Raw genomic sequence first — 21,038 nt, forward strand, 5'->3', positions numbered from 1 at the left:
GACTTCATGTTACTCAGGCTTAAGCGGCCATTCAATATCAGGAACAACTGAGATATCGATGCGATTGAGCATTACACGATAACGCTTCCAGTCATTCAGAAGAACCTTCTCACTGTCTGTTGCAATACCGAGCTCCACGGCATCCTGAAGTGGGGCAATGGCCTTCGTTGCCATTGTCATCAACGTGCTCAACTTGCGCTGCGCCATTTCAATGAGCTGCGCCTTCGCTGGCGGCGGAGCATCTTCCCAGCAAGGCATTCCGGCATCATCTGCCCCACGTACCTTACCTTCTGGCGGATTGGCAATGAATGCCGCATAAATCTCATCGCTCACCGGCCGAGCATCTTTCGGCCAGGAACCCGCCTTGACGTAGTCCTTTTTCAGAATGCCCGCGACAAAGACGAGCTCAGACGGTGAGAAGTAAAAATTTGCTTCAGTGCTTTCTAATTGTGGCCCCATATCTTCGGGAAGCTGTAGCGATGTAATGGGTGCTGCTTCCTCGCCGAGAGCATTGTCCAATTTGTTGATGTGTGCCACTCGTTACCTCCCAATAGCAAAAATAATTGTACGCATAGGTAGCCACCAAGAACTTTCTCCCGCCGGCTTATTCATTTGCACGCGACAGATTTCCTGATTCCAACCATAAACCACAGCAACAGCATCATTATTAATACCATCCCCTTGGGCTTGCGCCCCAACATTCACCGTACAACATTGATTCGGGAAGCGCATGGGGAAACCCACGGAATCAATCTGTTCGTCTTCTTTCCTCCAGGGGCCAACAGTCCACTGATAGATAAAACCGGTGTTTTCGTCTTTCCACCACCCGCGCTCGCCATCCGTCCACCAGTGCGTGCGGTTACCGAAAGCCCCCCAGTCAACACGGCCATTTACTTGCTCAATGATTGCATCCCACAGCCATTTATTGCCCCAGCGGCTACCCATGATATTGCCATCCGTTGCCAGTGTTGCACTGCCAGCTTTGATACCGCCCGGAGCATAAAGCATGAGGTCGTTGGGGTTGAACTGCCAGACCGCATCCTTATTATTGTCACCTCGCGCATGAATGCACGGGCGTGCAAAGCTGCCGCTGCCATCCAGCTGATAGCCAAAGCTCACTGCCGTCGGGTAACCTTGACCTTGCCGGGTAGAGACACCTTTAACTATCGGCACATAAAGACCGCCGGCTGTAACTGGCCATTGCCAATTTGGCTGATATAACGGGGCCTTGCTGTTCAGCTGGCCTGAAAAATCTCCCGCCCCCTCTGGCATACCTGTGGGTACGGTATGATACTGAGCTGTCATTGACGCTGCAGATATCCAGCTACTCGACGACACCGGGCCGCTAAGATTTCCACCCGCCGGCCCTATCAGTTGCTGCCAGCCGGCGCCGTTACCATTAACGTTGGTAGCGACATAAACCTTGCTACTATGGCTGATGAACAGATAGTGCAGGAATTGGCCTTCGCCCCGCGCAGTGCTGAGAGCCGTTTTATTCGTCGTGCAAAGTAGCGTCCCCCATTTCTCCGGCGTCCAGCTGCAATTTTCAACGCTCCAAACTCCCGGGCTTGTCGGTGGATTGCTCCCAGATAACACTCTGGCAACTCCCATCCGCGCGGCAAAATTGTTACGAACATCAGCAGCGCCGATTTCTGAAGGGGTTGGCTTGAATGCAGTGGTATAGAGCCTGGCCCACGTCACGCCTTTCGCCTGAGTCGTGGACCGCCCAACCCAAGCGCTCAGGTCGACACCAACCATCACGTACCCCGATGTCGGCACGCCATCGATAGGCAGCCTCACACCGCCGTAAGCGTTATTACCCGGACGGTTGGCGCTGGTCGCATTGACGCGGAAAAATTCAACGATATTACCGTAGGTGTCACCTTTGTGTTGAGGGCCTACGCCTAGGCCGGCAGTACCGATTTCCATCAGATTGCCGCTGTCAGTACCGACATTGCGCGTGGCCGCTGTTCCCAACGCCAGATTTTTACGCGCCGCAGCCTTATCCTTCAGGTCAGAAAGGTTACCCGCTTTCTTGACACTGGCGTTGTTGACGTCTTTTATCGCTTTGGGAGTGGCGGCTTTTGTCTCATCACTGCTTGTTGTCGCGCTGCTCAGCTGTACAAAACCTTTGGCAGTCGTGCTGGCGTCAGGGTGGTTGCGGGTTTTCTCATGCTCTTTGATGGCATCTTCAACAAAATCGCGTGTCGCTAACACTGTATCGCCGCCGGCAATGATCTGGATGGCTTCGGTATTACTGACGATCAGAACCATGCGGAGCGTTTGCGTTCGGCCGCTGCCTTCATTGAGTTGTGGCTTATAGCTTTCCGCCATGTTACTCACGGCGATAAATGTGCCGTTTTCGTCATAAAGCCCCATTTCTCTCAGCCAGAAACCGCCGACATTGGCCGGGATAATAAGCTCGGCAATGATATGATTATCAATAGTCCTATCAACGGTTAGTGTATTGAGCGTGGCGCGGTACTTCTCGTTGACCAACTTGGTTTGTTCCGGGTTCGGCGTCGGCAACATGCCATTACCGTCACCGACAGCCATATGGGTAATTTTCAGTTGTTTGCCGCCAGCGGAAGCCGCAGCAATCTTTGCGGCCCCGGCGGTAGTCACTATCGCCTTATATTTGCTCATGTTGATTCCTTATCCGGGGTAAACTGTGGTGACGTCGCCGTCGAGGGTGGTAGCTCCGATAAAAAGGGTTCCAGGTATATTCTGGATTAATGTCATTCCTATCAGATGGCGGCTGACTGGCTTGGCATCGTTTATGACACGCTCAAGTTCAAGATACATTTCCTCGGTAATGCCTTGGTCAAGCACGCCGATGACAAGGCGAAATGTTCCTGGGGGATCGCCTGAATCCCACCACTCGCGAACTTCAATCAAATATCCAAGCGGTTCAACGACGCGACGAAGGGCGCCGATTGTCCCTTTGTGGCAATGCACAAAATATGCGTCTGCAATGACCTTGCGCTTGGTGGCTTCGGGCCAGTTCTTATCCCAGCGATCGACGGACAGCGCCCACGCGAGATAAGGCAGCAAATCTACCGGGCAGTCGGTGGGCGTCCAGAGGGTGCGGAGCGCCACGGTGATCGCAGACAGCCGCGCGGTGGCTGTTTCGGTGTGGCGCATCCATGTACTTGCCGAGTGCGGGAGCAGGGTGTTACTCATCCGTACCGCCTTTTTCTACCGAGTAGCCGATGTTACGCGCCGCCTGCGTGTCAGATATTTGCAGGTCAGCCGCCGGCGAACGCAGCACCACACGTTGTACCCCTTGTACATGCAGCGAGGCGGAAATAGCTGAACGGGCAACATCACGCCCGATCTTCTTGTTATTATTTGACAAGAAGGCCCGCAGTGACGCCATGGCGGCGTTTATGATGGGTTCTGACTCCGGCCCTGGGTACAGGAACAGCTCGGCATCAATTGAATAATCGATGATATCCGCACTTCGAACCGTCACGCGGTCGCCCAGCGGCCGTACCTCTTCATCATTGACGGCGGCCGTCACGGCGGCCAGCAGCTCGGGCGAGGCGGTGCCGTCTCCGTCGGTCGATAGAATGGCGAGCACCACCTCCGCCGGCGCCGGACTGGTTGCTCTGGCGTCGGCAACTTTGCCGCTGGCGCTACGGGCATAATACTCATACGCCGCCGACGGGCCGGCGACGCTCATGCCCTCGAAAGCGGATTGCGCGCGAAGGCGCAGGGCTTCGTCACTTTCCATCACCGCGTTGGATGTGTCCGTTTCCGGGGTGATCGTCAGGCGCTTGGTGTCGAGGTTGGCGGCCAGGTTGTCCAGGTCTGCGCCTTCTGCGTGGCTCAGCATGCAGGCGGCGGCTCCTTCGTTGATACGCTGGCGCAACAGCAATTCGCGGTAGGCTATCGCTTGGGCGATCACGTTGAGCGGCTCGGACTCCAGCGACAGGGAGGCGGCGACCGATGCCTGCTGATCGGCAGGGAAGGCAGCGAGCATCACTGCCTTGACGTCAACGAGGATCGTCTCGAAGTCGAGCGGCTCGATGATCTGCGGCGATGGCAACTGCGACAGGTCAATCGTTGGCATCGTTGTTGCTCCTTAGCGTGACCGTGCCGGTGCTCTTTTCCATGTTCTCCGTCAGCAGGCCGGACATTTCTGCGGTGACGGCACCTGTCGGCGAATAGGTGACGTTAATAGTGTCCAGCGCTAAGCGTGGCTCCCAGGCTGCCAGTGCGATAACCACCGCGCTCATCAGTTGCAGGCGGGTGACATCGTTCTGCGGGTTGTCGAGCAGGTCTGGCACCAGTGAGCCGTAATTGCGGCGCATGACTCGTGAACCGATGGGCGTCAGCAGAATGTCATTCGCAGACTGCCAGACGTGATCTGCGTCTGTCAGCGTGCCGGTGCCGGCGGCATTCATACCGCGATATTTCTCGCTCATCGGGTGCCCTCCGTCCAATCGCCGCCGCGCTCAATGGCGCCATGACCATGATCGTCGACCTGTACACCGTTGGAGGTGAAAGCACCGCCGCTATGGCTGAAGGTTCCGCGCATCTCACCGCCTTCGGTGACGTCAAACTTTTTGGTTTTCAGCAGCTCAGTGCATTCGACGACAGGAGAGTCGAGGATGATTTTCACCTCGGCCGTGACCTTGGCCGTCTTGATGCCGCTAACCTCCAGCGCACCCACGGCCGCGTCATAACGGAACCGGGTGCCGTCCGGGGCAGTGATCACCATTTCTTTGCTGGAACTGCCGGGGGCAGGGTGATCGTTGCTGTACAGGCTGCCGCCGATAATCGCCGTTTCCGGGTTGCCGCCGATACAGACCAGCCAGACCTGCTCACCGAGTGACGGCGGCATCCAGATGCTGAATGCGCCGGCGCGCTGTGCGTTCCAGCGCAGCCAGGCGGTATCCAGTTCGCCAGTGGAAACGCGTACGCGCCATGCGTCCTCGTCGATCTCAGTGACCACGCCAACGCGGATCAGGTTTTCCAGCAGGCGAATGAGTTCGGCCGCGTCCACTATTTCACCCCCAGTGAGTCAATGACCGAACGGGCGATCGCCATGCGGTCGGCTTTGGTGATCCCCAGCACCTCGCGGCGTGGGTAGGACGCCATCGCGCCGGATTTGTTCACCCGCTCGCGCAGGCCGTACTGGTGCGTGCGCGCAATACGGGCCGCAACGCCGGTAAAACCGACGGTGGCGCCGCCGGAATCGGCGCGCACCTTCAGAAATCGCGCTGTGCGCAACCGGCGAAACATCGGATCTGCCTTGGTTAAATTGCGTTTAACATCTGTAAAATTGATGTTGAGATAACGTTCGATATCTTCAACAAAGAACGATCGGACGGCGCCGCGATCCTTATCAAAACCGGTGACTTTTCTTCCTCGTGTCCCTTTGTGGTAATGCCAGTTCTTGAGGTTTCTGGTTTCTCCCTGCCAAATAAAGCTGATCCCAGCCTGAAGGTTCTGCACACGTCGGCGGCGCTTCTCGAATTTCGAGCCGTCCGGGTTTTCCTGGCGGGCAATGCGTCGCGACTGGTTCTGGCGCAGCATGCGGCCGACCTCACGCGCGGTGCGTATACGGCCTGCTGGGGACATGCCGCCGAGAATGTCGACGAACACCTGATCCAACTGGTGAAACACTGTAGTATCGTTTGTCATTGCACCAGCTCCCCGCCTCTCTCAGGATCGAACACGATTTGCCAGTCGCCGCCGTTGATGCGGGGCTTATCTTCTGCCAGGTGCTGCGCGACAGGCTTGTCGTTCTCGATAGTCACCATCACGCGTTCCCACACAGGCACCTTCAGCAGAATGTCGGCGCTGTCGTCGCTCACGATATCGGCGTCAAACTCTATCTTTTTATTGTTGTCCGGGTTCAGCAGCAGGTCGGGCTGGCTCTCCCAAATCCACGCCAGCAGCGGCAGCATGAGGTCATCCAACTGGCCGGGAAAGTCCATTGCCAGCACCTGGATCGGATACACGTACATGAACGAGCTTTCGCCGGTGGCCTGGATCTCGATATGGCCTTTTTCCACCCACACCGTGAACAGCTCAGGATTGGCCTTGCACCAAGTGTTGGCCGCGATCAGCGCGTCGCGCAGCAGTTCTGCTTTCTTCACTTCATCCCCCTGGCGATACGCCTTAGTTCAAGTTCTCGTATGGCCGCCTTGTCGGTGTTGCAGGTATCCAGCGCATCCAGCAGCCGATCCGCCCAAGGCACCAGACTGCCGTAAGTCATCGGTGACGGTGCTGCAGGAACATCAGTGTTTGCCGTCAGGCTGGCCGGCAAAGGCTCCTGAATAATCTGCGGCGCGGACTTCTGCGGCGCGTTTTTGCAGGCTGTCAGCGACAGCAGCAGGCACAGGAGTAACGGCGCACGTTTCGCCGGCCAGTGCAGTCTTGATGGTTTCACGTCGTTGCTCTCCATTGGTGCCGCGCTTCTCGCTCAGCTTCTTCATTTCGGCCTCAATCTCGCTGACGTCGGCACGCAGGGCTCGCACTTCGGTCAGCACATCCCCGGTTTGCTCGACGGCGCGCTCGGCAATATCGCGACGCTGTTCGGCCAGTTCCCGCTGATGTTTCTGCCATCCCATCCCGGCCAGCGTCGCCAGAAACAGCAGGATCAGTACCGCGGCCGCTTTCATTCAGCGCCCCTGAGCGCCGGGTCAGACAGGCACCAGGCTTTAAACTCTTCCCGACGGTTAACCAGTCCCTGCAGGCGCTTGCCGCCGGAGTTCACAAAGTCGGTTAGGCGCTGACACACGCCGGGCCAGTTGCCCGCTTGCGCGTATTTCCATAGCGTGGTGCGCTGCTTTTTGCCCTGGCGATCGGTGAACCAACTGATCCCGGTGCAACCCACGTTGAAACTGACGTCGGTCAGCGCTTCAAAAACGAATTGCGGGGCGGCGGCGCCGTTAAAGTTGCTGTTAATGCACTTTTCCGCGCGTACCAGGTCGTTTACCCAACGCTCGGCGATCTCCGTTTCCGAGTACTGCCGATCTTTGACGTGGGTCGTTGAGCCCATGCCGATGGTCAGCACTCCGGCGGGGCAGTAGTAGGGCGTCTTGCGGCAGTCCTCGTACTTCGCCATTTTTAATTGTGCCGCCTGGCTGGTGCGCACCTTCTCGGGCCACAGGGCACCGGCCAGCGCCAAAATGGCGGCCACGCTGCAGGCGATAACGCTTTTTCTTCTCACCGGTGGCCCCCTTTCAGCTCGCTGATAAGCGCCTTCACATCCTGCCGGTTCTCGGCATCGCTGCGCACTGCGTCAACCAGCTGCGCCAGCAGGGCGTTGGTGGTCGCCTGGCTGCGCGCAATCCGGCGGCGGTGGATTTCACCCAGCGCCGCGGCGATAAGGCCGATCAACAGCCCGCCGGTCGCCAGCCATTCGCGCTGCGTCATCATGCCGATGCCCATCAGCACGGTGGAATAGGAGTAGATCACCCAGCTCCAGAGGCGGTCGATTACGTCCATAGCTGCACCGTCTCCTGGTGGGTTGAACGTTCGATCTCCGGCAGCTCGACCACTTGGCCGGCGGTCAAAAATATCTGTTCGGCGACCCCCGGATTGGCGGCCAACACGATTTCGGTCACGCCTTGCGTGGTGCCGTAGTGTCGCTGGCACACCAGATCCAGCGTGTCGCCCTGCATTGCTTGCACCTTCACTAAAATGCCTCCGCAAAATTGCGTACTTCGTCGCGAATATCGGCGATGGCCCATCTGGCATCCCGCCACAGATCTGCCGCCTGCAGCGCCAACCCTGCGGCGCGTTTCTCGCCTGCGTCGCCGGTGGTGTCGACGTCGCGATAGTTTTCGATCAGCAGCGCGCGGGTGATGCTGAATATCGCGCGACGGTAGCGGTGGATCTTCACGCTCACGTCGTTGATTTGACGGGCTGGCACGGTCTCCAGCGACGCGAAGCCGGCTTTCAGTTGGCTCTCTTGCCAGCCTGTCAGCTGGTCGATCACATGGCCTGTCGCCTCAATCGCGGCCTGTTTTAATCGGGTGGTGGTCACCGCGCCGGTGATGCGCATCTCAAGGCGCACGTCTTTGAGCGCAACCGCGGGCCAGAAGGGGCCAGCAGTGATGGTCTCGCCACCATCGTCGGTATCTGGCACATCGTCAGCGGCGGGGGTGACGGTACGCCCGGCAACAAGGCTCATAGCCAAATCTCCTCAAAAGGTGGCGGTGAGCGGACGGGGAAAAGAACACGCTAAGCGCTGCAGATCTCCGCCCGCGCCGCCAGCGCACGGGGCGCAAGTTGTTTTATTCGGTGGTGTCCTGTTTGGCTTTCTTGACCTGGCGTGCCAGGCTCTCGATCGCTTTCTTGACGCCGGCGTTGGCGTCCAGTTTCAGCGCCTGGCGCAGCAGTTCCAGCGCCGTCGCCCGGGCGGCATCATCGCCACCGCGCAACGCAAAGCCGCGCGCCTTGAACAGCTTGGCGAGCACTACGTCAGGCATATCCTTGCCATCGACGATTTGCGCGAGCTCGTCCAGCACCTGCAGGTGTGCGGTCAAATTGGTGCTCTCATCGGCCTTGACCTGCACCAGAATGGGATCACAAATTTCTTCCACGAGAGCTGTCGCTGCCGTGCGGCGGAATTGGTCAGGCATCGCGAGGTTGTGCTCGATGACATAGCGGCCGATACGCACCGCCAGCGGATAATTGCCAGCGTCAATCGCCCAGATCATCAGGGTGACGATGACCTCGTCCTGCCGGCCGCTGTTGCCATCAAGCGTGCCCTCGATCCAGCCGTCGTACTGCGGCAACAGCTGCTTTTTCATCTCCGCTTTAGCCTGGTCGGACTGCACGCGTCTGAGTGCACTCTGATCCATGCGCAAGCGGTGAAGGATTTGTTCATGCGCAGTGCGGGCTGCCTCTGTGAATTCTTCGGTCTTGCCGTGGCGTTCCGCCATCACGCGTTGAAAATGTCGTTGTGCCGGTGTCAGCATTGTCCTGTCCCCTAAAGGGGGCGGGCAGGTGCCCGCCCGGGTGATTAACCGCCGTTCTCAGGCTTTGCGAAAGTGATGCCGTCGATAAAGGCGACGTTGCCGTAGTCCTCGACCACGAAGTCATCGTTCGACGACTGGTAAGTCGCGACGCGGTTGTACTCTGGCTCTTCCTTGATGGTGCGACGCAGGCCGCCGCGCTGGTAGTAGATCGACAGGTTCTTAAACGGCGTGATCAGGATGCCGTTCACCGGGAAGTACGGTGCGATAAAGGTCGGCATATTCCCGACGCGCTCCTGCGCAACGATAAGCTGACCGGCCAACATCTCGGTATTCGGGTTGGTCTGGCTCATAGCGTTGATTGCCGGGAAATTGCTGGTCGTCAGCAGATCGCCGGCCAGGATCACCACGTTATCCGGGTTACGCTTGTGCCATTCGTCCATCAGGCTGTTTTTGGCGTCATAAACCGCAGATGAGACGTTGCCGTAGGTGCCTTTGGCGATGATTTTGTTGTCTTCGTCGCGTGCGGTCACGGTCACACCGGAAATCATGCGGTGCGGCGCTTCCTTACGGATTTTTTCCAGCCAACCGATGCCGCAGTCCTGCAGTAACGGGTTAGCGGCGCGGTTGGATGGATCGGCGTAGCTGGTGCCGTTGAAACCGATCATGATGCGGTCAAGCGACATCTGGCGCGCCATTGCGCTGCTGATAAGCGGCTGGAAGTTAGGCTGATGTGCCCAGGCATCCAACTGCTCGTAACTCAGGCCGTAGTCATAGTTGACCTTGCGGCAGGTGTAGTTAAACGACTCCATTTTGCTGTTATCGGCCGGGTTGCGGCGCGTGGTCGTGCTGTTGTTCACACCGGCCAGCGGGCCTTTGTTGCCGATCAGCACTTTCTGGCCGATCTGTTGGGTCACGCCGAAGACGTTAATCTTGCTCAGGAAAGAGTCGCTTTTCTGCGCGGCGGCTTCCAGCTTCTGCTGTACCGCCGGTTCGACAGCGAATTTTGCCGCGACGGCGGCTGGCGATACGCGGTTTAGCTGGGCCTGCCGGCTGATGTACTGGTCGAACAGCTCGCGGGTAATATTTTCCATGCTCGTTTCTCTTGTAGTGAATATCGGTCAGTCGCTGGCTCAGTAGTCAGCCAACTGCGCGTTGCCACCACCGCCGGCCGGCGGGCGACGGCTGAAGTTGCTGTCCGTGGTTTCAACCTTCTGCTTTATCGCAGCCAGATCAGCAGTCAACTTCGCGATGGCCTGCTTGTTGCTGGCGTTATCCTGTGCGGTGGTGCTGAATTGGTCGGTCAAATCGGCCTGCGACTGCGCCACGGCCTCTACCGCCTGATGCACCTGGCTGAAACGTTCATCGTCGGTTTTCTTGCCTTTGCCGAGGATGCCCATGACTCGGTTGAACCACTGCTTACCTTCTTCACTGCGCTGGGCTGCGAGTTCGATAACTTCAGCCTCAATGGCTTCGGTAAACATCGGTGGTTCTACCTGCTGGTTGTTGAAGGCCATGACCTGCGCACGTTGTTGCGCCGCAAACTTCAGGCGTTCAGTGCCGAGGCTCGCTGGGGTATCGGTCATCGCCAGCCCCACAACATACGCTTTGCCGTTGAGAGCAAACTGCGGTGCCAACTCAATGCTGGAGTAGATTTTTTCCCCTTTATCGGTCATCTGCTTCATGCGCTCGGAGGGTTCAATCTCCGCGTATAGAGCTGTACGCCCGGCCAGCGGCCCTTCGGAAATATCTTCGGTGCTGAGTGCAGCTACGTCCCCCATCGCGCCAAAGTCGCTACCCGGATAGGGGGAGAGATAGTGCTCAATGTTGACGCGTGCGCCGTATACCGTCGGATCGTAATTGGCTGCAGCGTCGCGAAGGTGCTGCGGTTGAATTTCGCGGCCATCAACGGTGTTTCCGGAGACTGCGACGCGAAATTTCTTACGTGGTTTTGCTGTGCTTGCCATGCCTGCTTGCTCGCGATTCTGTTGAGTTCCCGGTGATGATGGCAGGGCGCCCGGCCCCGTCTCAATGCGTTGTTGTTGTCGGAGAACGGCGACAGCCAGCACCGCGAGAAAGCCTGCGCGCGCGCGGGTTAACCTCCCCGGCAGGGCATGGGGGGAGACAATGACGGTTCAAGAAACATTCACCCGACATCGGGCACGACAGCTTTACTGGCAGGGTTACCCGCCGGCGGAAATCGCACGCCTGATGGGCATCAACCAAAACACGGTTTACGCCTGGAAGAAGCGCGACGAATGGGACGAAACGCCACCTATTCAACGTGTCACAACTTCAATCGATGCACGCCTGGTGCAACTGACCGGCAAGGATAAAAAGAGCGGCGGCGACTTCAAGGAAATTGACCTGCTGACGCGCCAGTTGAAGAAGCTGGATAACGGCACGCCGGCCACGCAGCCGAAGAAGAAAGTGCGCAAGAAACAAAACTTTTTCTCAGAAGCGCAGATCGCGCAGCTGCGTGAAAACATTCTGGGTTCGCTGCACTGGCACCAGCGGGGCTGGTACGACAATCACCACCACCGCCAACGCATGGTGCTGAAAAGCCGACAGATAGGGGCAACCTGGTATTTTGCTCGCGAGGCGCTGCTCCGCGCGCTATCCGGTGATGTGAAATACAAGTACCAGCTCAATCAGATATTTCTGTCAGCCAGCCGCCGGCAGGCGTACCAGTTCCGCAGCTTTATTCGTTCCGCCGCAGCCGAGGTCGACGTGGAACTAAAGGGCGGAGATATGATCCAGTTGGCTAACGGCGCTGAGTTGCATTTTCTCGGCACGGCGGCGGCGTCGGCGCAGTCGTACACCGGCAATTTGTTTTTCGATGAGTTTTTCTGGGTTAGCCAGTTTGCCAACCTGAAAAGAGTGGCTGGAGCGATGGCGACGCTGGCGGGGTTGACGACGACCTATTTTTCTACCCCTTCGGCGGAAAGTCATGAAGCCTACCCATTCTGGACGGGGGAGGCATATAACAAGGGGCGATCGGCTGCGAAACGTATTGAATTCGATACATCATGGAAAACGTTAAACAGCGGCTTGATGTGTCCGGATAAAATCTGGCGCCAGATCGTGACGTTGCAAGATGCGGTCGATCACGGCTGGGATTTGACCGATATCGATGAAATCCGCGATGAAAAAAGCCCGGAAGAATACGATAACCTCTATGGCTGTCAGTTTATCCGCAACGGCGAATCTGCATTTGATTACAACGCATTACTGAGTTGTGCCGCCGACAGTTATGACGACTGGCTAGACTGGAAACCCTACGCCATGCGGCCGATGGCCGATCGCCCGGTCTGGATTGGTTATGACCCCAATGGTGCCAGCGGCAACGGGGACAGCGGCGCCATTTCTGTGAACGCGATACCGCTGGTCGGCGGGGGGAAATTCCGCACGATTGAAATGCAGCGCGTCCGCGGTATGGAATTTGAGGCTCAGGCAAACCTAATTATTGGCATGTTGGATCGCTATAACGTGCAGCACATTGGTATTGATGGGCAGGGGATTGGTGAGGCGGTTTGGCAACTGGTCAGGAAGCGTTTTCCGGCGGCGGTCTGCTATCAGTTCAACCCGGCAAGTAAACGCATGCTGGTACTGAAAATGCAGCAGATTGTCCGCGGAGGTCGTTGGGAGTATGACCGCGGGGAGCGCGACTTGATCGCTGCATTTGGAGCGGTACGCAAGGTAGTGACGCCCGGCGGGATGATTACATATGACACCGACCGCAGCCGTGGCGTGAGCCATGGCGACCTAGCATGGGCGACCATGCTGGCAATCATTAACGAACCGCTGGGACAAGATGGCGGCAGCACCATGACGGTTATGGAGTATTAACGTGAGCAAAAGAAAATCCCCGCACGCACGCCAGCAGCCCGCCGCAGACACACAGCTTGATCTGGCGACCGAGCTGCAAAAACTCCCTGGCCTGAGTACCTTCTCATTCGACGGCCCTTGGCCGGTCAGCTCGTCCTACGATCTGCTCGACTCGATGTACTGCGCCGACAACGGCCGCTACTACGACACGCCGATCAGCTGGTACGGTCTGGCGCGCCAGTTCGGCCACGCCAGCTGGCACCAGTCGGCGCTTATATTCAAGCGTAACGTGCTGGGCGGTTGTTTCATCCCGCACAAGTTGCTGTCACGCCAGGCGTTCTCGGCCTTCGCCATGGATTGGGTGGTGTTCGGCAATGCCTACCTGGAGCTGCGCCGTAACGTGTTAGGAGGGCCGCTGGCACTGCACCACACGCTGGCGAAGTATACCCGCCGCGGCTCTGACCTGGATACCTACTGGTTTATCCAGGCGGGGCTTGATGATTATCAGTTTCCGACCGGCGCTGTCTGCCATGTGATCAACCCGGACATTCACCAGGAGATCTACGGCATGCCGGAATACTTCGCGGGCCTGCTGTCCGCCAACCTTTCACACTCGGCCGACACGTTCCGCAAGCTGTACTACGACAACGGCAGCCATGCCGGCTGCATCGTCTACGTCAACAGCGCCATCGCCGATCAGGAAAGCCTCGACAAGCTTAAGAAGACGCTGACCGACACGCGCCGCGGCGGGGCATTCAAAAACATCCTGCTGCACGCGCCGAACGGGGGTAAGGACTCGGTGCAGATCCTGCCGTTCAGCCAGATCTCAGCCAAGGATGAATTCCTGGGCGTCAAGTCCGCCACGCGTGACGATATCCTCGCCGCGCACCGCGTGCCGCCGCAGCTGATGGGTGCCATGCCGGAAGGTAACGGCACCTTCGGCGACGTGGAGAAGGCGGCGCGGGTGTTCGCCATCAACGAGCTGACGCCCATCATGGAAGCCATGAAGCACGTCAACGACTGGATGGGGGAGGAGGTTATCCGCTTCAACCCGTATGCACTGCTCGACGTAGAGTAACCCCGGCGCTGCAGCACGGCCGCCGCTGTCTATGGCGGCCATCCCCCGACAAGTAGCACTATCACGCGCTACGCCCATCACTTCGAATCGCTCCCCACCGCCAGCCGCGCTATGCGGGCCGCTGGCGCGATATCGTCTGTTCATTACGCCCAGAGCAACGTGACGGCGAGAGCCTCACAGCGGCCCATTCAGGCAACACACGACCCCTTCCCATGCCCCAAAGCGCGCAATTGCTTCCCCGCCTCGCCTGCGCGCCTCACACCCTCTTTATTGTGCAAGATCCAAAGTGGATCGAACCCGCGCCAGTACTGGCGCAGGTTCGCAATAGGGGCGATCTAATTATTGTGCAAAATTGTGCATGTTTATGCATTAAAATGCTTTCTATTAAATGGGCCTAATGAACATTCTCAATTACCTCAAATGAAAAAGCATGGTCCTTACTTTTACATAGGTGTTTTACGTTGGTGTCTCATCACTAGGTTTTAGCTTGCTATCAAATTTACTAATTTGCTTGAGAATTGCTTCACCCGTTTTTACTTCCTTAAGCAGTTGCGCAAGGGAATTCTCCAGTTCTGTTTTATTTGAACAGAAAAACTGTTGGCCATTGTATTTAATTGTGCATGGATATCCTGCATCATCTTGAAGCCATTCTGCAATTTCTATTCCGTTAGTGTTTTTTTCATCGAATACACATAAGGCAAAATACTCCTCTCCTTTTTGTAATGCCATAAAATGAGCCAAGCCAATTATTGCAGCTGCTCCGTCGTTTTTTGGCCTGCGATTAAGGGAAACAATACCAAAAGTCGCTTTGCTATCACTAATCTCCATTACCTGTGAGCTCAATGTATTTATTACTTCGTGCACTTCTTTTTTGTTATCTGCGGCTTTTTTTGCTGCCGCAATCCCCGCGAGTAATGATGCTTTGTAATCTTTCATTTTATGCCCTCTCAATTGACGAGATTATTGGTAAGTGATCAAATTTTGATTTCGAACTGAAAATGAATTTAATAAAGTCATCGTCATAAAACACTTCAGTTTTCTCTTCGTTAAGAAACCATTTCCCATCTCTGACAAAACTTGACGAAAATATTATTTGGTCAAATGTTTTCCATTTGTTTGATTCATCGTTTTTATAATAATAAGTACCACACCCATCATATTCTTGACTCTGTGGATGAAGGGTGTTCCTAGTCATGTGTCTCCAAAATGGGTTATACAATAATTTTGGTTCCTTTTTCACAAGCGTGATATCTCTTGATGCGCCAAGAGCATCGGTAATACTCTTATTAAATGGTTCTTCATTAAAGTCACCTAATATAATAATGTTTCCTATCCCTCTATTCTCTATGCTGGACAGAACAGCTTCCCTTAAAAGAGAACCAAGAAGAATTTTTTTAGGCGAATCTTCATGGTCGTATATTCTACTAGGCCAATGAACTAAGTATAAAGTAATCGGTTCACTTGTTTCTCTTATCAGGAAGTTAACCACTTGGCCTGCATTTAATTCTCCTTTGGTGTGGTTCTTACTTATTATTCCTGAATCAATAAGCTCTAGTAGTTGTGATTTGTAAATAACGCAAATATCGAATTTTTTCCTTCCCTTACGAAGGGTGCCATCGTAAATTGAGAAAATAGTGCCTGCTAATACTTCTGCTATGAAATTAACATCTTCACTAGATACTTCACACAAACATAAAACATCTACTGACTTATCATTTATTAAACGTAATAATGTATATATCACATAGCTTTTATGTTCATCACTAGCGGTATTTTTCTTTGAGTGTGGTGATAAACTAGTGTTCCACCAGGCAAAAGTGATTTTTTTCGTATCATAGGTCATCACCATGCTTATAAATTCCCTGACTTATCAGAACGTAGCATAATATCCCCTATATACTCTTTTACGCATGCTTCATGCGTTCATTGAGAGTTTCAACGATGAAGGCATTCACTGAAACTTCGTTTTCTGCGGCAGCCTGGTTCAGCCGTTCCCCGAACGATTCCGGGTAACGCAAGGTGAATGTCTTGATTTTCTCTTGGCGCGCGTAGGGCTCGATGCCAGCGGCGCTGCAATCGTCCATGTATTCGCGCAAAGAGAGCTCGCCCTCAGCCTTTAGCCCCTGAATACTGTCAGAGACAAAGTCGCAGTAGCCGGACAGGCCGAGAAATTTACCGCGAAACGCACCGATTTCTGGAACGTAGCTGATTATCGCCGGTTGCCCGGCGATCTCCATGGTGTTTGGTGTTGCTGCTGCTTTTGTCATGGCTTAACTCCTATGCTTTCCAGCCATTCGCGGAGGTTGACCACCGCGCCTTTATCCGTGTCTGGCGATGGGTGGGGACGGTGAAAATTTGCGATGCTGCCATTGAGCAGGAACTTGCATCGTGAACCGCGGCCCTCTTTGACTTCCCCGCCCAGCGCCTTAATGAGTGATTCCACTTCTGACCATTTAATCCCGGATAGAACAGGTGTTTTAAATATCTGTTCTAAAGTGCTTTTTTGTCGCTTCCTTAACGCTGAAACCTGTTCTTTCATTTCGCAGTCCATGAAGTCACTTTATGAAGTCATTATGTGCGTTTGGTAATGTGAAGTCAAGTTATGAAGTCACTCGCGCCGAAGGCTGAAAATATTACTCATCTTCCTTTTTGAGCGAATCAAAATACTCCCGTTCTGCCTTTTCTATCAGCTTTTGATGGTTCGGAAACTGTCTAAAGACACCGTTACCGCGGCCTTCCTGCTGATGCTCTTCGTGTTGTTGGCCGTTCCTTTCTTCCCAAGATGACTCCCGGTATTTCAACCACTGCCGGTAGTCACTTTCGCGTTCAGATTCGTCTTTATAGTCTCTTCCCATCATCAGCTCTCTTTCATGATTACTTTTTTCAAACGGTTGAGTAATAGCCCATGCCCCTTGCGGCGGAGTTCGTCAGCAATCTGGTGCGCCTCGCGCTGCCGGCGCTCCATTTCTTCTGGGCCCCAGAGCTTCTCAGTGCAGCAAATACACAACCCGACGTCGCCATAATGCAGGTCTACCTCTCGGAGTGGAGCGCAGCACCGCTCACCTTGACAGTATTCTTGTGGCTCCTGCTCTACCAGCTCACCCGCTAGGGTTAATGACAGAGTGCGATCGCCGATTATTAACTTCGAACCACGCAGAAGAGCACGTGCGCCGGTTTCGTACTCGATGCCTTCGATTGTCAGTAACTTCATGAGTTTTTGGTCAACTACTGGTGGTGGCACCCTGTCGATGTGCGCTTTTACCATACTGCTTTTATCTTCTGCTGACGACTGGCGAATTTGCCGCAGTAGTTGACGCCGTTCTTTCGCGCTCATCCGTTCAAAATCGAGATTTTCTGGCGTGGCTGTCGTGGCAATTGCTTCGCCTTCGTTGGTCGGTTCTTGCTCAGGCGGACAGTTATTGCCACGAGTCCAAGGGGCGGCGGCTGCGCCGCCACCCTCAACGTCAACCCCCTGGCGCGCGGCTTCGCCACTCGCCGGTTTACGTTTGCGCTTCAGTGTCCAGGTGTCGGGGTGGGTGCAAATACGCGACACTTCACCGAGCATTGGTGACCAGACGCCGAAGATCTGAATGCCGAGTTCGCCGTAGTCGTTGGGTTTTTCCGCCTGAAGGTAGGCGGTGTGGACGATGTGATCGTTACGCGGCGTCAAGACGCCGCCTTGTTTCAATATGTACGTTGCGATACAGCCGGCATCGGCGGCATTCATCACGTCATCCATGGCTTTATCGCTCAGTCGCTGGGTTTTCTTGGCGTCGATACCCTGCCGATCAAGCTGGGTCGCCAGCCGGCGCAACTCGCGGTAAACCTGGCGTGATGGGATGCCGAAAAACTGGAATTGGTGCACGCGGTGCAGGTTGGCCCAGCCGAGCGCATGCTCGACCGTGTCGGCCATACTTTTTCCGCTTTCGTGGTCGACCGGCGGCTCACCGGTATCTTTGTTCGCTTTTCGCAAGGGCTCGGCGTCCAAGTTCTTACCGATATAGGTCGCGATGTAGCTAATTGGCGATCCCTTTTCCGCAGTGATCAGTTCGGTCTTGAAGCGCGGCATTATGTCGTCGCCAAGCTCGGCGCGATCGTCGCGAATGGCGAACTCCTCCAGGATGCTGACAATGTCGTCCCGGTCATCTGGACGGCAAAAAACCATCATGTGCCAGTGGACGGTGCCGTCGTGATGCGGCTCGGCGACGCGAATACCGTACCAGCGCAGCCCCTGACGGTTCAGCTTTTTGCGGACGCTGGCAAAGAATCGGTTAACCAAATAATCGTTACTGTCACGAACGGTTTTCGTTGCCCATTTGGGGTTTAACCGCCCGTCGATCATGGTGGCGTGAAAACGTGACGGTGTGGTAATCGTGCACCAGACCGCGCAATCGCCGCGCATCTCGGCAATATCTTGCATGCCTTTGACCGTGGTCATCATCTCTATGCGGCGGTGGCGTGGATTGCTGGGGCCAGCGTAATAGGCATCTTCAAGATCGATGGAAAAGCCGTCTTCGTTGGTTAGCTCGAAGGCTTTCAGAAATTCACGGGTGCGCCGGCGTTGCTCGCGGAAGTGTGTCAATGCGTCGGCGCTGATGTAGGCGGAATCCTGCTTACGTACCAGGCCAGCGGCGCGCAACAGCTCTTCACGCCAGCGGCAGCGCAGCGCCCACAAGTTGGTAAACCACCAGTTCGCGCAGCACATTCTGGCGATGGCGCCGGGGATTTTGTCGTAAGGCGGTTCGCCGCGTCGGCGCAGATACGGGTTCAGCGAATGCCAGCAGGGCGGCGTCACGTTGAAGCGTTCGGCCTCAGTACCCAACGACACGTAAACGCGCAGGATTTCGTTTGGCGTGGCATCAGAGTGAAGTCGGTTTGTGCATTGCTGGTCGAGCAGCGTTTCAAAGTGGGCGGCGGTGAAGGTTGCCAGCAATTTTACCGCGCGTTTGTCCAGCTCAGGTAGGCGCAGCAGATCGTCTAGCCGTTCGCGGCGGGCAACCAGCTGCAGGCCAAAGGTGAGCTGTTTGGCCTGCATCTTCTCGACGCGGGTCAGTATTGTCTTGACCGTCCGCAAGATGTAATTGCGGGAGAGTTTCTCACCGTTGCCTTTCTTGTTATTACGAATGGCACTGATGCGCGCCAGTAGCGGCGAGCGAATAAAATCGGGCTGCGCCATCAGTGCGCCAAGCACCAACTGGACTTTGCCTTCGCCGCGGCGCTGTTCCGCCAGAATGGAAAGCTGCGAATCACGATCACGCTCCTGATCCGCGGTGACCTCAATCCAACGCTGCCGGCGCCGTTGCGCGTCGGTGAGTTTCAGCTCTTTTTCAGCGTCTTCGGTGTACGGGTTGATCCCCTGCTTCGGTGCGTTCCAGGGATAGGGCCAGTCAAAAGCAACTGCGCCGCGTCCCGGATAGGGGCGCGGCGGTGATGGCTGGTATCTTCCGCGGGCTGGTTTACTCACGCCCACGGCCACTCGTTAAAGTAAAACCACGGCGAATTACGCCACTTACGCGGGCCGTTTTCGGCAGACAGCAGCGTTAAAGCGCCAGTATCTGGATCGCGCCAAAATACGCACTCAACTGACTTTCCTGCGCCGCTGGCAGGGTCATAACCGACCATCCTGTCCATAAGAGGCTGCTTTCTTCTGGCGTGAAGAAGTTGCAGCGTTGCGCCTGTGGAAAGTTGGAACGCTGTGCGTATCAGCTCCTGTTGGCTGGCTGCGTAGGTTTTTCCGCAACGACGGTCACCCCAGGCGAAGGCATGCACTCGATTGAGATGCGCTAACACATGAAAATCTTGAATGTGATTGTGCCGTGGATAGAGAGCCGCAATCGAGGTGGCGGTATATGTCTTCAGCATTTGAACGGCCCCCGTTCGATACTCAGCATCACGTAACCGGGCGCCCATTCGGCCAGGTCGGTGATGTGGGTGATACGCACCCAGATGTGCTCGCCGGTAAACCCTTCTAGGTGACCTAACTTTGTATAGCCGTTCAGACTCAGCAGATCGCCGACGGCAAAGTCACGGTCGTTAATACGGAATTCGGCTCTTTTCGCGCCACAGATGACGGCGGCGAGGTGTTCAGGGTGGATCTTCAGGTGGTGTTTTTTCACGATGCCGCCCTCATAGTCGCGATGATCTCGCCAGCGTTTGCACGGCTGGCAGCTTTAGCGCTGACAGAGCGGCGGGCGGTGATCGAGGTGATAGCGAAATCGGCGTACAGCGCTTTGGCTGCGTCCGTCTCGCTGTTCGAGGCCACGACGTGGCGGCCCAGCTTGGCGGCGATACGAAGCATGCGCGCCAGCTTGCGCTGCTGCTCGCTGGTAAAGCCGTCAGTGTGATAGCTGGTAAAGCTGGCAGTGGCGCTGGCTGGGATGTACGGCGGATCGCAATAAATCACGTCGCCAGCCTGGGCCATCCTGATCGCCTCTGGGAAGCTGCAGCACAGGAAAATGGCTTTCTTGGCCTGCGCCTTTTCCGCGAAGGCTCTGATCTCGTTTTCTGGGAAGTAGGGCGCTTTTCGATGACCGAACGGCGAATTAAACTCGCCGCTCAGGTTGTAGCGGCAAACGCCGTTGAAGGTGTGGCGGTTCAGGTAAAGGAACTGCGCCGCACGGTAGATGAAATTGCTGTCACAGCGCAGATTGAAGTCAGCGCGTACGCGGTAATAGCCCTCCTGATCCGGGTGTGCGTTGAATAGGTGGCGCGCTTCACGGATTAGCACTTCAGGTTGGTTTTTGGCGACGCTGTGAAAGTTGATCAGATCGCTGTTGATATCGCACAGGAGATAACTGTCATAGTCGGTATTGAGAAAAACTGCGCCGGAGCCGACGAACGGTTCAACAAGGCGCCTACCTTCCGGCAGGTGCTGGCGCAGTGTGTCGATGATGCGGGCTTTGCTACCCAGCCATTTAAGGACGGGTTTGTTCATGGATTACCCCTTGATATGCCGTGATTTGGCTTCGTGAATTTCCCGGCAGGTAACGCAGCGCGTTACGCCATGGACGAGGTTCAGGTATCGGCGCGTCACAGGTTTCACAGGTGAAAGCAGAAGGCCCGCATTGCTGCGGGCGCGGCGATTTGAGACTCAAGAATCAGCTGGTGCCGTTCTTGTGCCATATCGATCTGATCAGCCATTGTTGCTCCTAGTCGTAATTACGTAGTTCTGGCGGCAAACTCTGCCGATTGAA

At 55.8% G+C, this 21,038-nt stretch carries 27 protein-coding genes and 1 pseudogene; 2 read left to right on the forward strand and 26 right to left on the reverse strand.

The window, feature by feature from the left end; genetic code table 11:
* Window positions 1-9: 9 nt before the first annotated feature.
* The 17 genes and pseudogenes from JEM67_RS10290 to JEM67_RS10370 form a co-directional block, all read right to left on the reverse strand.
* Window positions 10-537: a tail fiber assembly protein gene (locus JEM67_RS10290; protein ID WP_370576169.1), complete on the reverse strand. Its 528-nt coding sequence runs from the start codon at window positions 535-537 to the stop codon at window positions 10-12.
* Window positions 538-540: 3 nt separating this feature from the next.
* A complete protein-coding gene (locus tag JEM67_RS10295) occupies window positions 541-2,646 on the reverse strand; it encodes a phage tail protein (RefSeq protein ID WP_199637180.1) in 2,106 nt (701 codons plus the stop codon).
* Window positions 2,647-2,655: 9 nt separating this feature from the next.
* Window positions 2,656-3,183, reverse strand: coding sequence for a phage tail protein I (locus JEM67_RS10300; RefSeq protein WP_199637182.1), 528 nt, complete (start codon window positions 3,181-3,183; stop codon window positions 2,656-2,658).
* Window positions 3,176-4,075, reverse strand: a complete 900-nt coding sequence (locus JEM67_RS10305) for a baseplate assembly protein (RefSeq protein WP_199637184.1) — start codon at window positions 4,073-4,075, stop codon at window positions 3,176-3,178. The genes JEM67_RS10300 and JEM67_RS10305 overlap by 8 nt, the downstream gene beginning before the upstream one ends.
* Complete coding sequence (locus tag JEM67_RS10310; RefSeq protein ID WP_199637186.1) at window positions 4,062-4,430, reverse strand: GPW/gp25 family protein; 369 nt, start codon at window positions 4,428-4,430, stop codon at window positions 4,062-4,064. Before JEM67_RS10310 ends, JEM67_RS10305 begins: the two co-directional genes overlap by 14 nt.
* Entirely contained in the window at window positions 4,427-5,011 is a 585-nt protein-coding gene (locus tag JEM67_RS10315) for a phage baseplate assembly protein V (RefSeq protein ID WP_199637188.1), read from the reverse strand. The genes JEM67_RS10310 and JEM67_RS10315 overlap by 4 nt, the downstream gene beginning before the upstream one ends.
* Entirely contained in the window at window positions 5,011-5,652 is a 642-nt protein-coding gene (locus tag JEM67_RS10320; protein ID WP_199637190.1) for a phage virion morphogenesis protein, read from the reverse strand. The genes JEM67_RS10315 and JEM67_RS10320 overlap by 1 nt, the downstream gene beginning before the upstream one ends.
* Window positions 5,649-6,110, reverse strand: a complete 462-nt coding sequence (locus tag JEM67_RS10325; protein WP_199637192.1) for a phage tail protein — start codon at window positions 6,108-6,110, stop codon at window positions 5,649-5,651. The genes JEM67_RS10320 and JEM67_RS10325 overlap by 4 nt, the downstream gene beginning before the upstream one ends.
* The gene (gene lysC, locus JEM67_RS10330) at window positions 6,107-6,355 is read right to left on the reverse strand and encodes an Rz1-like lysis system protein LysC (protein ID WP_426406364.1); all 249 of its coding nucleotides are present in this window, start codon (window positions 6,353-6,355) and stop codon (window positions 6,107-6,109) included. Before lysC ends, JEM67_RS10325 begins: the two co-directional genes overlap by 4 nt.
* Window positions 6,252-6,635: a DUF2570 domain-containing protein gene (locus JEM67_RS10335; protein WP_233527777.1), complete on the reverse strand. Its 384-nt coding sequence runs from the start codon at window positions 6,633-6,635 to the stop codon at window positions 6,252-6,254. Before JEM67_RS10335 ends, lysC begins: the two co-directional genes overlap by 104 nt.
* Window positions 6,632-7,186, reverse strand: a complete 555-nt coding sequence (locus tag JEM67_RS10340; protein ID WP_370576170.1) for a lysozyme — start codon at window positions 7,184-7,186, stop codon at window positions 6,632-6,634. Before JEM67_RS10340 ends, JEM67_RS10335 begins: the two co-directional genes overlap by 4 nt.
* Window positions 7,183-7,464 carry a hypothetical protein gene (locus JEM67_RS10345; protein WP_199637196.1) on the reverse strand — a complete coding sequence of 94 codons (282 nt, stop codon included), beginning with the start codon at window positions 7,462-7,464 and terminating at the stop codon, window positions 7,183-7,185. Before JEM67_RS10345 ends, JEM67_RS10340 begins: the two co-directional genes overlap by 4 nt.
* Window positions 7,455-7,655 (reverse strand): tail protein X, encoded by a 201-nt coding sequence (locus JEM67_RS10350; RefSeq protein WP_199637198.1) that lies wholly within the window; start codon window positions 7,653-7,655, stop codon window positions 7,455-7,457. Before JEM67_RS10350 ends, JEM67_RS10345 begins: the two co-directional genes overlap by 10 nt.
* Window positions 7,655-8,152 carry a head completion/stabilization protein gene (locus JEM67_RS10355; RefSeq protein ID WP_199637200.1) on the reverse strand — a complete coding sequence of 166 codons (498 nt, stop codon included), beginning with the start codon at window positions 8,150-8,152 and terminating at the stop codon, window positions 7,655-7,657. Before JEM67_RS10355 ends, JEM67_RS10350 begins: the two co-directional genes overlap by 1 nt.
* A gap of 118 nt (window positions 8,153-8,270) precedes the next feature.
* Window positions 8,271-8,942, reverse strand: a pseudogene (gene gpM / locus JEM67_RS10360) (phage terminase small subunit); the annotation flags it as partial.
* A gap of 44 nt (window positions 8,943-8,986) precedes the next feature.
* Window positions 8,987-10,033, reverse strand: a complete 1,047-nt coding sequence (locus JEM67_RS10365; protein WP_199637204.1) for a phage major capsid protein, P2 family — start codon at window positions 10,031-10,033, stop codon at window positions 8,987-8,989.
* Between the two features lie 39 nt (window positions 10,034-10,072).
* Window positions 10,073-10,906, reverse strand: a complete 834-nt coding sequence (locus JEM67_RS10370; protein ID WP_199637206.1) for a GPO family capsid scaffolding protein — start codon at window positions 10,904-10,906, stop codon at window positions 10,073-10,075.
* A 160-nt stretch (window positions 10,907-11,066) separates the two neighbouring features.
* Here JEM67_RS10370 and JEM67_RS10375 point away from each other — a divergent pair, with 160 nt between their 5' ends.
* Entirely contained in the window at window positions 11,067-12,788 is a 1,722-nt protein-coding gene (locus tag JEM67_RS10375; protein ID WP_199637208.1) for a terminase large subunit domain-containing protein, read from the forward strand.
* Between the two features lies 1 nt (window position 12,789).
* A complete protein-coding gene (locus JEM67_RS10380) occupies window positions 12,790-13,845 on the forward strand; it encodes a phage portal protein (protein ID WP_199637210.1) in 1,056 nt (351 codons plus the stop codon).
* 456 nt (window positions 13,846-14,301) lie between these two features.
* Here JEM67_RS10380 and JEM67_RS10385 read toward each other — a convergent pair whose 3' ends face one another.
* From JEM67_RS10385 to JEM67_RS10425, 9 genes are all read right to left on the reverse strand, one after another.
* Window positions 14,302-14,781, reverse strand: a complete 480-nt coding sequence (locus tag JEM67_RS10385; protein ID WP_199637212.1) for a hypothetical protein — start codon at window positions 14,779-14,781, stop codon at window positions 14,302-14,304.
* 1 nt (window position 14,782) lies between these two features.
* Window positions 14,783-15,694, reverse strand: a complete 912-nt coding sequence (locus JEM67_RS10390; protein ID WP_199637214.1) for an endonuclease/exonuclease/phosphatase family protein — start codon at window positions 15,692-15,694, stop codon at window positions 14,783-14,785.
* 55 nt (window positions 15,695-15,749) lie between these two features.
* Entirely contained in the window at window positions 15,750-16,112 is a 363-nt protein-coding gene (locus JEM67_RS10395; RefSeq protein ID WP_199637216.1) for a type II toxin-antitoxin system HicB family antitoxin, read from the reverse strand.
* Entirely contained in the window at window positions 16,109-16,384 is a 276-nt protein-coding gene (locus tag JEM67_RS10400; protein WP_199637218.1) for a type II toxin-antitoxin system HicA family toxin, read from the reverse strand. The genes JEM67_RS10395 and JEM67_RS10400 overlap by 4 nt, the downstream gene beginning before the upstream one ends.
* Before the next feature lie 94 nt (window positions 16,385-16,478).
* Window positions 16,479-16,703, reverse strand: coding sequence for a hypothetical protein (locus JEM67_RS10405; RefSeq protein ID WP_199637220.1), 225 nt, complete (start codon window positions 16,701-16,703; stop codon window positions 16,479-16,481).
* Window positions 16,703-19,309 carry a replication endonuclease gene (locus JEM67_RS10410; protein ID WP_199637222.1) on the reverse strand — a complete coding sequence of 869 codons (2,607 nt, stop codon included), beginning with the start codon at window positions 19,307-19,309 and terminating at the stop codon, window positions 16,703-16,705. The genes JEM67_RS10405 and JEM67_RS10410 overlap by 1 nt, the downstream gene beginning before the upstream one ends.
* Window positions 19,306-19,707, reverse strand: a complete 402-nt coding sequence (locus tag JEM67_RS10415) for a hypothetical protein (protein ID WP_199637224.1) — start codon at window positions 19,705-19,707, stop codon at window positions 19,306-19,308. Before JEM67_RS10415 ends, JEM67_RS10410 begins: the two co-directional genes overlap by 4 nt.
* Window positions 19,701-19,961, reverse strand: coding sequence for a DUF3850 domain-containing protein (locus JEM67_RS10420; protein WP_343286230.1), 261 nt, complete (start codon window positions 19,959-19,961; stop codon window positions 19,701-19,703). Before JEM67_RS10420 ends, JEM67_RS10415 begins: the two co-directional genes overlap by 7 nt.
* Window positions 19,958-20,779, reverse strand: coding sequence for a Dam family site-specific DNA-(adenine-N6)-methyltransferase (locus JEM67_RS10425; RefSeq protein WP_199637226.1), 822 nt, complete (start codon window positions 20,777-20,779; stop codon window positions 19,958-19,960). The genes JEM67_RS10420 and JEM67_RS10425 overlap by 4 nt, the downstream gene beginning before the upstream one ends.
* Between the last annotated feature and the right edge of the window lie 259 nt (window positions 20,780-21,038).

Origin of the sequence: Serratia sp. PAMC26656, assembly GCF_016469055.2 — a bacterium.
In the GTDB taxonomy this organism is placed as follows: Bacteria; Pseudomonadota; Gammaproteobacteria; order Enterobacterales; family Enterobacteriaceae; genus Serratia; species Serratia plymuthica.

Coding starts and splice junctions, on each gene's coding strand:
- JEM67_RS10295 (WP_199637180.1), bottom strand. CDS start 2,646: ATGAGCAAATATAAGGCGATAGTGACTACCGCCGGGGCCGCAAAGATT.
- JEM67_RS10300 (WP_199637182.1), bottom strand. CDS start 3,183: ATGAGTAACACCCTGCTCCCGCACTCGGCAAGTACATGGATGCGCCAC.
- JEM67_RS10305 (WP_199637184.1), bottom strand. CDS start 4,075: ATGCCAACGATTGACCTGTCGCAGTTGCCATCGCCGCAGATCATCGAG.
- JEM67_RS10310 (WP_199637186.1), bottom strand. CDS start 4,430: ATGAGCGAGAAATATCGCGGTATGAATGCCGCCGGCACCGGCACGCTG.
- JEM67_RS10320 (WP_199637190.1), bottom strand. CDS start 5,652: ATGACAAACGATACTACAGTGTTTCACCAGTTGGATCAGGTGTTCGTC.
- JEM67_RS10335 (WP_233527777.1), bottom strand. CDS start 6,635: ATGAAAGCGGCCGCGGTACTGATCCTGCTGTTTCTGGCGACGCTGGCC.
- JEM67_RS10345 (WP_199637196.1), bottom strand. CDS start 7,464: ATGGACGTAATCGACCGCCTCTGGAGCTGGGTGATCTACTCCTATTCC.
- JEM67_RS10355 (WP_199637200.1), bottom strand. CDS start 8,152: ATGAGCCTTGTTGCCGGGCGTACCGTCACCCCCGCCGCTGACGATGTG.
- JEM67_RS10365 (WP_199637204.1), bottom strand. CDS start 10,033: ATGGAAAATATTACCCGCGAGCTGTTCGACCAGTACATCAGCCGGCAG.
- JEM67_RS10370 (WP_199637206.1), bottom strand. CDS start 10,906: ATGGCAAGCACAGCAAAACCACGTAAGAAATTTCGCGTCGCAGTCTCC.
- JEM67_RS10375 (WP_199637208.1), top strand. CDS start 11,067: ATGACGGTTCAAGAAACATTCACCCGACATCGGGCACGACAGCTTTAC.
- JEM67_RS10385 (WP_199637212.1), bottom strand. CDS start 14,781: ATGAAAGATTACAAAGCATCATTACTCGCGGGGATTGCGGCAGCAAAA.
- JEM67_RS10390 (WP_199637214.1), bottom strand. CDS start 15,694: ATGGTGATGACCTATGATACGAAAAAAATCACTTTTGCCTGGTGGAAC.
- JEM67_RS10395 (WP_199637216.1), bottom strand. CDS start 16,112: ATGACAAAAGCAGCAGCAACACCAAACACCATGGAGATCGCCGGGCAA.
- JEM67_RS10400 (WP_199637218.1), bottom strand. CDS start 16,384: ATGAAAGAACAGGTTTCAGCGTTAAGGAAGCGACAAAAAAGCACTTTA.
- JEM67_RS10405 (WP_199637220.1), bottom strand. CDS start 16,703: ATGATGGGAAGAGACTATAAAGACGAATCTGAACGCGAAAGTGACTAC.
- JEM67_RS10415 (WP_199637224.1), bottom strand. CDS start 19,707: ATGCTGAAGACATATACCGCCACCTCGATTGCGGCTCTCTATCCACGG.
- JEM67_RS10425 (WP_199637226.1), bottom strand. CDS start 20,779: ATGAACAAACCCGTCCTTAAATGGCTGGGTAGCAAAGCCCGCATCATC.